The sequence below is a fragment of the Arthrobacter sp. SLBN-112 genome (genome assembly GCF_006715225.1).
GTDB lineage: Bacteria > Actinomycetota > Actinomycetes > Actinomycetales > Micrococcaceae > Arthrobacter.
In genome coordinates this window covers 807,304-819,517 of record NZ_VFMU01000001.1, presented here as the reverse complement: position 1 = coordinate 819,517, position 12,214 = coordinate 807,304, and the positions used below count along the sequence as shown (strand labels likewise).

General features: G+C 64.1%; 7 protein-coding genes. 2 read left to right on the top strand and 5 right to left on the bottom strand.

All coding sequences use genetic code 11. The features are described 5' to 3' along the window. Window positions 1-309 precede the first annotated feature (309 nt). Window positions 310-1,812: a hypothetical protein gene (locus tag FBY33_RS03845; RefSeq protein ID WP_142029376.1), complete on the top strand. Its 1,503-nt coding sequence runs from the start codon at window positions 310-312 to the stop codon at window positions 1,810-1,812. Here FBY33_RS03845 and FBY33_RS20915 read toward each other — a convergent pair. Together FBY33_RS20915 and FBY33_RS20450 are read right to left on the bottom strand one after the other, a co-directional pair. Then, on the bottom strand, window positions 1,772-2,263 hold the full coding sequence (locus FBY33_RS20915; protein ID WP_200831315.1) for a DNA adenine methylase: 492 nt from the start codon (window positions 2,261-2,263) through the stop codon (window positions 1,772-1,774). The genes FBY33_RS03845 and FBY33_RS20915 overlap by 41 nt on opposite strands. Then, on the bottom strand, window positions 2,217-2,678 hold the full coding sequence (locus FBY33_RS20450; RefSeq protein WP_200831314.1) for a DNA adenine methylase: 462 nt from the start codon (window positions 2,676-2,678) through the stop codon (window positions 2,217-2,219). Before FBY33_RS20450 ends, FBY33_RS20915 begins: the two co-directional genes overlap by 47 nt. 573 nt (window positions 2,679-3,251) lie before the next feature. Here FBY33_RS20450 and metH point away from each other — a divergent pair. Then, entirely contained in the window at window positions 3,252-6,893 is a 3,642-nt protein-coding gene (gene metH, locus FBY33_RS03835; RefSeq protein ID WP_142029375.1) for a methionine synthase, read from the top strand. 351 nt (window positions 6,894-7,244) lie between these two features. On the opposite strand, the gene fdhA is transcribed toward metH, so the two are convergent. The 3 genes from fdhA to FBY33_RS03820 all read right to left on the bottom strand — a co-directional run bounded on the left by fdhA (window position 7,245) and on the right by FBY33_RS03820 (window position 12,170). Next, on the bottom strand, window positions 7,245-8,462 hold the full coding sequence (gene fdhA, locus FBY33_RS03830; protein WP_142029374.1) for a formaldehyde dehydrogenase, glutathione-independent: 1,218 nt from the start codon (window positions 8,460-8,462) through the stop codon (window positions 7,245-7,247). A 322-nt stretch (window positions 8,463-8,784) separates the two neighbouring features. Then, a complete protein-coding gene (locus tag FBY33_RS03825; protein ID WP_142029373.1) occupies window positions 8,785-11,613 on the bottom strand; it encodes an ATP-binding cassette domain-containing protein in 2,829 nt (942 codons plus the stop codon). Then, the gene (locus FBY33_RS03820; RefSeq protein ID WP_235010441.1) at window positions 11,610-12,170 is read right to left on the bottom strand and encodes a hypothetical protein; all 561 of its coding nucleotides are present in this window, start codon (window positions 12,168-12,170) and stop codon (window positions 11,610-11,612) included. Before FBY33_RS03820 ends, FBY33_RS03825 begins: the two co-directional genes overlap by 4 nt. Between the last annotated feature and the right edge of the window lie 44 nt (window positions 12,171-12,214).

The window sequence follows — 12,214 nt, the reverse complement described above, 5'->3', positions numbered from 1 at the left end:
ACTGCTGTCCAATTCCGAAAATCTGGGTTCTCTGAGGCGTTTTCGAAATGGGGTTTTTCACTTTCAGAGGAACTATTGGGACGACAGGATCACTGACTTCATTGGGCTCGGGGCAGGAAGCGCGGTCTGGATAAATTCACTGCACAAGGCCCTCGGTGACGATCTACTGGCACGACTCACGGCTGCGACTGATTAGTCTGTTCGTCGACCCATCACCCCAAGGGCACTACGGTAGGAAAATGGCAACTCCCGCGGCCCCTCGATGGAGTAGTACGTAGCGAGGAATTGCGAATCATTGGAAGGCAGGGCATGGCGTACGAGCAGTTACCCATGGTGGAGGTCGACGTAGACGACCTAAGCCTCGATCTCGAAAACTATAGAATTCCAACCAAGCGCGGTGACGAAGCAAGTGCGCTGAAGTACCTCTTCGCTTCAGAAAACGTCATGGGAGCCGCACTGTTAATCCTTCGGGATGGGTACTTCGACAACGAGGTACCCATTGTCATCGCTGAAGACGTCGGATCCGGCAAAACCAAGTACACCGTCCTCGAGGGCAACCGCCGGGTTAGTGCCCTGAAGGCGCTGAACGACCCAACACTCATCCCTGGTCATGAGCAAGAGGTCCGGACACTCCTCAAACGGTATGCCGTCGAAGCGCAAAATCTTCCCAAGCGCATTCGTGTGCTTGTGGCCGTGGACCGGGTCATGGCTGCACCTCACATCGCGCGGCTACATACCGGGCTTTCGAAAAAACCGTGGAGCCTGGACCAGCAGGCTACCTTTTACTATTCCCTTCTTGACGAAGAGACCACTGTTGAGGGGGTCAAAGCCCAGTATCCAGGCGTCAACGTCGTTCGGTTCATCAAGATGGCTGTCGTGCGACGATTCTTGGTTGCCGCGCCATTCTCCGATCACAGTTTGCGCCAATATGCGGCCAGCGACGATCTTCGCATGTCTGCATTCGAGTACGCCTATCGAAACAAGGACATTGCCGCTTTCATCGGAGTGGCTCTCAACAAGGATGGGAGTCTCGTCCCGGCCACGCTGTCACCGGAAAAAGTTTCTGGGAACCTCTCGAAGCGTGAGCTAGGCGCACTTGAGTTTCTCCTTGGTGAGTTCCGAGCCGGCCGGTTGAATACCCGTTCCCTTGAATTTAAGAAGGAAAGCGCGGAACACCAGCACTTACTGGAAAAACTGTCTGGGGCCGATGATTCAACTTCAGTGCATGTGGGAGACTTGCCCTCAGCACCAGCTGCTACACCGGCTTTTTCCAAGCCTTCGACTGCTGAGCACGGACATAGTGGCGCTTTGAACCCTGTCAGTTCGCCCCAGCCAGTTCCTGGGGCGGTGGCTGCTACAAGTCGGGGACCAAATCATCCAGATACGCGGGACACTTTGGATCTGAGCGGTCTTGGCTATGAAACTGCTCCGTTGAACCTTAAGTTGCGGTACTTCGAGTTAAGAAGGATAACTTTGTCAACCCTGCCGACAGCGACAGCAATCCTACTTCGGTCGGTGTTGGAGTCGACTGTCAAAGTTCACTTCGAATCTTCGTCGACTCCCGTGTCTGGCGAGCTCAGCGCCGTCTTTGCACAAGTGTCCAAGTCATATGGCAATGTGAAGGCCTTGCGTAACACCATCAACTCCATTCAGTCTGGCAGCGCCCAGAAGCCTGGGTCCATCCAGTGGTTCAACCTCGTAGTACACAGCTCAGATGCCGCAGTATCAGCCGAGGATGTACGTGAAGGATGGAAGCTGGTTGGCCCGATACTCAGGCACCTTTTGCGGCCGCCGGTTCCGCTGGCTTCATGAGGGACCTGACGGCATTACCAACTAGTGGGGATGCCACTAAGAGTTCCTCAGCTTTGCCTGGGTGGTGAGCTGAATATGTGATTTCAAGCCTGCACTGAAAGTTCCCCCGGTATAGGCTTTCGATCAACGGCGCCGTGTCGTAAGTCATGAGCCAATGCGCCGCTTCCACCGATTTGACGGACGAGGCTAATGCTTTGTGGTCACGGCCGTCAAAGGCATTCAGGTATAGCCGTGACCCTGCTTCAACGTAGGGCGGGTCTATATACATGAAGGTTGTGTTGTCACATCCGTAGTGCTGGATCACAGTCCGTCCATCCAAGTCTGAGACCGTGATGCGCTCAGCCAAAGCGCCTATCGTTTCAAGGCGTTCGACTAGGGTTTCTTTGTTGAATCGGGCATCTATTTTATAGTTTCCGTCTTGCTTTTGCCCACCAATGACGCCGGCGTTCAATATCCCTGAGCGATTTGTGCGGTTGAGGAAGAAGAACGCGAATCCTAAGCTGAGCTTGTCTCCTTGGTCCCCGGCCCGATATCTCGCGCTGCTTTTGCCATTCCACGATGGACAATGGTGTTGACTTCACCAAGTCGACAAATATGGAATTATTGTCTACGACTGAATGCCAGAAAGCATGGACAGCGGGATCGATGTCGTTTATGACGAGGTGGTCTACAATGCCTTCCCGGAGTAGCGCGATACCAGCCCCTGCTCCGCCGGCGTAAGGCTCGACATACCGGGCTTGTCTAAGTCCAAGGTTTCGGATGAGATCAGCAAAGAATCCGGCCAACGAAGCTTTACCGCCTGGATAGCGCAGAGGTGACAGCGTGCCGTAGCGTCGTGAGGCCAGCACGGTCAACGTATTGCTCATAGAGATCTCTGCTCCGTGGAACGGTGAGCAGATACGCGGCACCGGGTGGAACAGAAGCGAGCGTCACCGCGGCCCAAGAATGGGTCTTGGCAGTTCTCACAATGCTTCCAAGCTCCTCGTCGACGTAACCGCTCATTGCGGAGAGCTCGATCCAGTTCGGTCAAGTCCGCGTCGCTTAGGGTCAGGAAATCTGGCATGTAACGAATACTATCCGTGAAGGTCCAGTTGAATTGGCAGACATGCCGCACTGATTCTGGTTGCCTAAAGGTGCGCGCAGCGGTCAAACCAAACTAGTAGTCCTCCGCGTGCACATGACTCAGGCAATTCCCTGATGACCAACGCTCAAGGTTCCGCAAAAGCATTAGCGATCGCAGTCATGCCCGAGTTCGCTGATGGCCGGCTTCTCACCAAGGGCCTGGTCTGCTAGATTTGGGATCGACAAACCCCACGCATTGAGGGAAGACGCGCAGCTAGGGAATAATCGCACAGCGGCGACGGCCCAAAGCATCCACCCCCGCCGTAGTACACGGACACACAGCGCAACGTTCCGGCCCCCACACGTAACCTGTTTAGATGCCTCGTTTTGCACTGGACATCGAGTCCGTCCCCCGCCCCGCCCGTTCCCAGGAACTCCTGGACGCCGTGAACCACCGGGTGGTCATCGCCGACGGCGCCATGGGCACCATGCTTCAAGGCCGTGACCTGCAGCTCGACACGGACTTCCAGAACCTCGAGGGCTGCAACGAGATCCTCAATGACACCCGGCCGGACGTCATCGCCGACATCCACGATGCCTACTTCGCCACCGGCATCGACGCCGTGGAAACCAACACGTTCGGCGCCAACTGGTCCAACCTTTCGGACTACGGCATCGACGACCGGATCGAAGAGCTCGCCATGAAGGGGGCCCGGATCGCCCGCGAACGGGCAGAAGCGGCAGAGAAAACTGACGGCCGCATGCGCTGGGTCCTGGGCTCCATGGGCCCCGGGACCAAGCTCCCCAGCCTCGGCCACACCAGCTACGACTACCTCAAGCAGACCTTCGCCCTGCAGGCCGAGGGCCTCATCGACGGCGGCGCGGACGCGTTCCTCATCGAAACCAGCCAGGACCTCCTGCAGACCAAGGCCGCCGTCAACGGCTGCAAGCAGGCCATCGTGTCCCGCGGCATCCGGCTCCCCATCTTCGTCGAGGTCACGGTCGAAACCACCGGAACCATGCTCATGGGCTCCGAAATCGGCGCCGCCCTCACCGCGCTAGAACCGCTCGGCGTCGACGCCATCGGCCTGAACTGCGCCACCGGCCCCGACGAGATGAGCGAGCACCTGCGCCACCTCTCCAAGCAGTCCTCCGTGGCCATCGCCTGCATGCCCAACGCCGGCCTGCCGGTGCTCGGCGCCAACGGCGCGCACTACCCGCTCTCACCCACCGAACTCGCCACCGCGCACGAGCAGTTCGTCCGCGAATTCGGCCTGGGCCTGGTGGGCGGCTGCTGCGGTACGACGCCGGAACACATGGCCGCCGTCGTCGAACGCCTTGCGCCCTTCCGCGCCAAAGCCGTGGTGACCAACAGCGGAAAGCCGGCAAGAATCCCGGAAGAACGCGAAGCCGGCGTCGCCTCCCTCTACCAGCACGTGAACTTCGACCAGGAGTCCGCGTACCTTGCCATCGGTGAGCGCACCAACGCCAACGGCTCCAAGGCCTTCCGCCAAGCAATGCTCGAAGAGCGCTGGGACGACTGCGTGGACATTGCCCGCGAGCAGATCCGCGTCGGCGCGCACCTGCTGGACGTCTGCATCGACTACGTTGGCCGCGACGGCGTCGCGGACATCAAGGAGGTGGTGAGCCGCTTCGCGTCCGCCTCCACCCTCCCGCTGGTCATCGACTCCACCGAACCGCCCGTCCTGCAGGCCGGTCTGGAACTCATCGGCGGCCGCCCGGTGGTCAACTCCGTCAACTATGAGGACGGCGATGGCGCCAACAGCCGCTTCGCCCGCATCATGCCGCTGGTCAAGGAACACGGCACCGCCGTCATCGCCCTGACCATTAACGAAGAGGGCCAGGCCCGCACCACCGAAGGCAAGGTGGCCATCGCCTCCCGCCTCGTGGACGCCCTGGTGGGCGAATGGGGCATGCGCGTCGAGGACATCATCGTCGACTGCCTGACCTTCCCCGTCGCCACCGGCCAGGAAGAGACCCGAAGGGATGGCATCGAAACCATCGAGGCGATCCGCCAGATCACCACGAAGTACCCCGGCATCAACACCACCCTCGGCGTCTCCAACGTGTCCTTCGGCCTGAACCCGGCAGCCCGCGTCGTCCTGAACTCCGTGTTCCTGCACGAGGCCGTGCAGGCCGGCCTGACCAGCGGCATCATCGATGCTGCCAAGATCGTCCCGCTCGCTTCCCTGCCGGAAGAGCAGCGCAAGGTGGCCCTGGACCTGGTCTGGGACCGCCGCGAATACGACGCCGACGGCAACACCACGTACGACCCCCTGGCCAGCATGCTGGACATGTTCGCCGGCGTCGACACCGCAGCCCTCAAGGACCAGCGCGCCGCCGAACTCGCGGCGCTGCCCACGGGCGCGCGGCTGGAACGGCGCATCATCGACGGCGAAGGCAAGGGCCTCGAAGCCGACCTGGACTTGGCCCGCAGTGAGGGCATGACCCCGCTCGGCATCATCAACGACCACCTGCTCGAGGGCATGAAGGTGGTGGGCGAACGCTTCGGTGCCGGTGAAATGCAGCTGCCGTTCGTGCTGCAGTCCGCCGAGGTCATGAAGAACGCCGTCGCCCTGCTCGAGCCGCACATGGAAAAGTCGGACTCCTCCGGCAAAGGCACCATGGTGATCGCCACCGTCCGCGGCGACGTGCACGACATCGGCAAGAACCTGGTGGACATCATCCTCACCAACAACGGCTACAAGGTCGTCAACATCGGCATCAAGCAGGGCATCGCCGAGATCATGGCCGCGGCCGAGGAGCACAACGCCGACGTGATCGGCATGTCCGGGCTGCTGGTGAAATCCACCGTGGTGATGAAGGAAAACCTCGCGGAACTGCAGTCCCGCGGCCTGGCGAAGAAATGGCCCGTGATCCTCGGCGGGGCAGCCCTGACCCGCGCCTATGTCGAGCAGGACCTGGCCGAGCAGTTCGACGGCGTTGTCCGGTACGCCAAGGACGCCTTCGAGGGTCTGTCCCTCATGGAACCGCTGGTGCGCGTCGCCCGCGGCGCGTCGCCGGACGACGTCGGCCTGCCGCCTTTGAAGAAGCGGATCCACAAGGGCGGCGCAAAGTTCACGGTGACCGAGCCCGAGGCAATGCCCGGCCGGTCCGACGTCGTCTCCGACAACCCCGTGCCCGCGCCTCCGTTCTGGGGCACGCGCATTGTGCGCGGCGTCTCGCTCCACGACTACTCGGCGTTCCTCGATGAGCGCGCCACGTTCATGGGGCAGTGGGGGCTCAAGCCCGGCCGAGGCGAGGACGGCGCCTCCTACGAGGAACTGGTGGAACGCGAGGGCAGGCCGCGCCTGCGCTACTGGCTGGACCGCATCCTTGGTGAGGGTATGCTCGATGCGTCTGTCGCCTACGGCTACTTCCCGGTCGTCTCCGAGGGGGAGCAGGTGGTGGTGCTGCACCACGGGGAAGATCGCGACGGCGTCCTGGGCCAGGCGGGCCTGCTCGCCCCCGACGGTGGTTCAGGCGGTCCGATCGGCACCGACCGGCTGCGGTTCGATTTCCCGCGGCAGCGCCGCGACCGGCACCTTTGCCTGGCCGACTTCGTGAAGCCGCGCGAATCCGGGCAGATCGACGTCCTGCCGGTCCAGCTGGTCACCGCCGGCTCGAAGATCGAAGAGTTCACGTCCAAGATGTTCGCCGCCAACCAGTACCGCGACTACTACGAGCTCAACGGCCTGGTCATGCAGCTCACCGAGGCGCTTGCGGAGTTCTGGCATGCGCGGATCCGCAAGGAACTCGGCTTCTCGGCCGAGGAGCCGAAGGAAACTGCAGGGTATTTCAAGCTCGACTACCGCGGTGCGCGGTTCTCGCTCGGCTACCCCGCGTGCCCGGACATGGAGGACCGCCGCAAGGTGACCGAGCTGCTCAAGCCCGAGCGGATGGGCGTGATCCTCAGCGACGAGCTGATGCTGCACCCCGAGCAGTCCACGGACGCGTTCGTGTTCCACCACCCGGAGGCGAAGTACTTCAAGGTGTGAGGTGAAGCGGGCGGTCTTTCGCCCAGCCGCTGTCAGCGGACGCCGAGGTCGCTGTCCACGTACGAACCCGGGCGGACCTGAGTGCCATGCTGGCAATTGCAGCCACCATCCAGCTGCAGCCGAACGGTCACCGGACTCGATGCTTCGAGCCGAATGTCGACATGCTCCTGCCCGTTGCTGCTAAGGCGGAGAATTGATTCTTGGTCGGTGAGAAGGGTCATGTGATTGCCTTTGCTGATGTATGGAGAGTGCATGCGCGCCGGTGGCACGGGCCCTGAAAGCCCGTGCCATCGGGGCCGGTTGCTAAGGATTCGCTGAAAGGTGGGGCGAGGCCCTCCACCAGCTGCGGTTCTACGCCTTGACGTATCCGTTCGGATCCAGCACGAACTTCGTTGCCGACCCGGCGTCGAATTCGGCGTAACCGCGCGGTGCATCCTCAAGTGGGATCGCTGTGGCGTTTACTGCCTTGGCGATCTGGACCTTGTCGTGCAGGATCGCCATCATCAGCTGGCGGTTGTAGGACATGACGGGGCACTGTCCGGTGGTAAAGGACAGGGACTTTGCCCATCCGGTGCCTAGGGACAGCGACAGTGAACCGTGCTTTGCGGCCTCGTCAATTCCACCAGGGTCGCCGGTGACATACAGGCCGGGAATGCCAAGGGCGCCGCCTGCAGCGGTGATGTCCATGAGCGAGTTCAGCACGGTGGCGGGGGCCTCGTGGGAGGCGTCCTTGCCGTGACCGCGGGCCTCGAACCCTACGGCGTCCACGCCGCAATCCACTTCGGGGACGCCAAGGATTTGCTCAATCTGGTCCTTCGGATCGCCCTTGGTGACGTTCACCGTTTCGCAGCCGAAGGAGCGGGCCTGGGCCAAGCGGTCTTCGTTCATGTCACCGACAATCACCACCGCTGCACCGAGCAGCTGTGCGCCGACGGCGGCCGCGAGGCCCACCGGACCGGCACCGGCAATGTAGACGGTGGATCCGACGCCAACTCCGGCGGTGACGGCGCCGTGAAAGCCTGTGGGGAAAATATCGGAGAGCATGGTCAAGTCCATGATCTTTTCCAGGGCCTGGTCGCGATCCGGGAACCTGAGCAGGTTCCAGTCAGCATAGGGGACCAGCACGTATTCGGCTTGGCCGCCCACCCAGCCGCCCATGTCCACATAGCCATAGGCGCTGCCCGGGCGGTCCGGGTTGACGTTCAGGCAGATGCCCGTCTTGCGCTCCTTGCAGTTCCGGCAACGGCCGCAGGAGATATTGAAAGGTACAGAGACAATGTCTCCCACCTTAATGAACTCCACATCCGGACCGACCTCCACCACTTCGCCGGTGATTTCGTGGCCAAGGACGAGGTCCTTCGGGGCCGTGGTCCGGCCCCTGACCATGTGCTGGTCCGAGCCGCAGATATTGGTGGTCACCGTGCGCAGGATGGCGCCGTGGGGTACTTTTCGGCCCACATTCGCGGGATTGACGCCAGGCCCATCCTTGAGTTCGAACGTCGGGTAGTCGGTGGTGATGATTTCGACGACGCCGGGTTCTTTGTAGGCAACGGCTCTGTTTCCTGACATGGACACTCCTTTTGGTAGGGGTATTTGGTGCAAGGCCCTCCATTTGGATGGCCTTGCACTGGTCCTGCAACGCTGCAGGCGCTGCCCCATTGCCCGAGAGCGGTGCTTCGATAGGGATACCTCCCCAGGTTTCAGGCCACCGAAGCACCCTTCACGGGTATGGGACAGCTCTTCATGCCTCTGATGATCGAAGAGCTTGCAATGATGAGACTAGGGGTCACAAGCCGTGCAACAAAAGCGCGAGATTTTGAAGATAACCATGCAGAATCGATGCATGATTGGTCTCAGCTCATATCTCCGCCACTATCTTTCGGCGGGATCCTCAGGCCCTGAGTTGTAGCGGGTCCCTGACGTGGGTGGATTGGGCCTTCGCGGCCTGCCCGCCCCCGCCGGACACCGGCTTCACGCGCCGCAGTGCGGCGAGGATGGCCCGGCCAACCACGGCGATGCCGATGACCGTAGTGACGGCGCGCAGGGTGTCCCAGCCCGCCGTCGACGTCAACAGCGAGTACAAGAAAAAGCTGCTGAGGTTGGTGCCCAGCGGCGCCCCCGGAACGTAGGAAATGCCGGTGCCGGCGCCCACTGCGAACGGCCAGAACCACAGGTTGGTCAGCAGCCCGAACAGGTACGACGCCACCACGCCGTAACCGGCCAGCATCCACAGTTCCGCCCTGCCCCGCACCCGGCGGGGGAGCAGGCCAGCGCCCGCGCCCACCCACGCGCACGCGAAGATCTGGAACGGCGTCCACGGCCCAGCGCCACCCCAAAGCACGCTGGAGACGGCGATGGTGGCCGCGCCCAGGAGCAGGCCGAAACGCGCACCGAACGCCCGGCCGGCCAGGATCAGCAGGATGAAAACGGCTTCCACGCCGCCAACGCCGGTGCTCGCCACCCGGACAGCGGAACCGACGGCGGCCAAGACGCCCAGCAGCGCCACGGTATGTGCCGACCGGACGGAGCCATCGAGGGACACCACGACGGCGACAGCCGCCACGGGTGCGATGGCCAGCGCCGCGTAGGGGAGGGCGGCCGTGGCATCCTCGGGGAGCGCCGCGGCGAGCAGCGGCCAGCAGAAGGCCGCGAGGGCCAGCAGGTTTGCGGTTGCAAGGACTGCCAGCTCGACCGGGCGCGGCATCCGAAGGCGGCGGGGCTTTACAGAGTCCTGGGGGTCAGCCTGCTCGTTGAGGGTGGCCGGCTGGGGCCTGGTTGCTGCCGGCCGGGGTGGGAGGACAAGCGGCTTGGGGCTGATGGCTGGTTCGGCTGCAGGTGCCACACCGTCCCGCATCGGCAGGATGCGGGCGCCCGCGCCGCGGGCGAACTCGAGGTCGTGGGTGGCGATCAGGACTGCTGCGCCGTCGTCCGCCGCTGCCCGCAGCGCCGCCGAGACGGCTGCCCGCGCTTCGGGATCCAGGCCGCGCGTGGGCTCATCGATCAGCAGCACCTGCGGGCGGTCCATGGTCTGCAGCGCGATGGCAAGGATCCTGCGCTCGCCGGCGGACAGGTCCCGTGGATGTTCATGCCCGATGGGAATCTGCACGCCTCCCCGCAGCCGGGCCAGGCGTGTGGCGGCAAATCCGGGCGCAGAAGGCTGGAGGCTCTTTCCCCGCGCCAGGCGCCGCTCGGCCGCGCGCAGCTCTCCGGCGACAGTGTCCCTGGTGAAGAGGTCGTCCGAGGCGTCCGGCACCAAAGCCACCCTGCCGCCGTCGACCTTGCCCTTAACAGCTCCGTCACCCAGGGCCAGCGCCACCAGGAGGGAGGACTTTCCGGCCCCGTTCGGCCCCACCAGGGCCACCACCTCGCCGCCGTGCAGGGCCAGGGACGCGTCGCGCACCAGCGGCTTGCCCCTGCGGTGTACCGCGAGGTGTTCCGCGGTGAGCACGGGCACGGAATCCGGCACCTTCCGGCCGGGAGCGGCTTCGGGATGGGCAGCGGGCGCGGACGGCGCAGTACCCGGCACCAGGGCGCCGCCGTCGATGGTCCACCACGAATCGGCAATGGGGGCGAGCGCTTCCGCCCGGTGCTCCGCCACGATGACGCAGACACCCTCCTCCCGGGCCAGGGCGCTGAGCACGGTGATGACGCGCGCGCGTGCGGTGGCGTCAAGGTCGGCCAGGGGTTCGTCGGCCAGAAGCAGGGCAGGAGAATCCACGACGGCGGCGGCGATGGCTACGAGCGTCGCCTCACCGGCCGAAAGGGTGCTGACGTTCCGGTCCAGCAGCCCGGAAACCCCGATCCGCTCCGCCACCTCAAGCACCCGCGCCTTCACGGCAACGGCCGGCACGCCGCGCAGCTCCAGAGCCAGGCCAATGTCGTCGCTGACCCGGGTGGTGGCAAAGGCCGCACGGGGATTCTGCAGGACGACGCCGAGAAGCCGGGCGGTGTCACGCGGCGGCGCAGCCGCACGGTCCAGTCCGCCCACCCGCACCATGCCGGAAACCGTTCCACCGTCCACGTGCGAGAGCAGGCCGGCGATGCCGCGCAGGATGGTGGACTTGCCGGAGCCGGTCGGCCCGGTGACCACCGTGACCGAGCCGCGCGGCGGAACAAACGCGTCGGCGTTGATGCAGGTGTCCCCAATCCGGAACTGGGCGTTCCGGACCACAAGCGGTGCGCCGCCGTCGAACTCTTGCGTCTGCGTCCCACGGCTGCCAAAACCGCGCAATTCCAGGGCTGCGGCAACCCGGCCGGCGTGTTCCAGGGTGCGCTCCAGCACGGGAACCAAGGCGCGGGGCCCAAACTTTTCGTCCCGCAACCGGAACGCAAGGCGGACGGAGGCCACGGCGTCGGCCAGTGCGGGAAGCGCCGCCCACGCCACCACCAGCATCCGTGCCACGCCCTGCAGGGGGCCGCCGCGGGCCAGGCGGACAAAGCCGCGGGAGATATCCACCCAGGCATTGAGCAGGCCGAAGCCGAGGATGGTCGCGGCGATGGGCAGGGCGGACAGCACTGCCGCCCACAGCCCGGGCCCGGTGACCGGGCCGAGGAACACCACATGGGCATAGGGGGCGGGAAGCCTTAGCGGCGGCAGGTGGAGCAGGACGGGGCTGCCGGTGCCCGCGCCGTTGAAAAGGATGCGGTAGACGACCCGCGCCGCGATGAACACAGCGGCGAGGACTGCCGCTGCGCGCAACGGCGCGGGCCGGAAGGTCATGCCGCGGGGGCTGCCGGTTCGTTGTCCACCGTGTAGAGCAGTTCAAGGCTCTCGCCGGGGTTGAGCTTCAGGCTGTCCAGGCCTTCCTGCGCGTAACCCCACGCGCCGGCGGCGGGCTTCACCCAGAGTGCCCAATACGAGACAGTGTTTTTGTCATCGCACGCTTCACGGGTCGTGCCACCCTTGTGCTTGATGTCGAAGTCCGCGGCGGGCACGCCGTTGACGCGGCACGCGAAGCTCGTGGGGTACTTGGCGGTGCCCTCGATCTTCACGTCAGCTTTGCTCAGAACGGCCGATGCCACGGTGGGTCCATCCACGGAGACGCAGGTGGAGGTGTCCGCGGCGGCCCGCTTCAGGGCGCCGGAATCAACGATGACCTTCACTCCCGCGCAGGGTTCGCTTGCGGCGCTGGATGAAGCGCCGGCCGAAGACGGTGCCGAGGAGGCGGAGGGGCTGGGCTGGTTGGCGGCCGGCGTGGAACAGCCGGCGAGGGCAATCAGGAGACCGGCGGCGGCGAGTGAGCCTGCGGCGGCGGTACGGATGTTAGTCAAAGTCACCTGTCAAGGGTAGGGCGTTGCCCGCCCGGAGCAGGAGGCCGTCC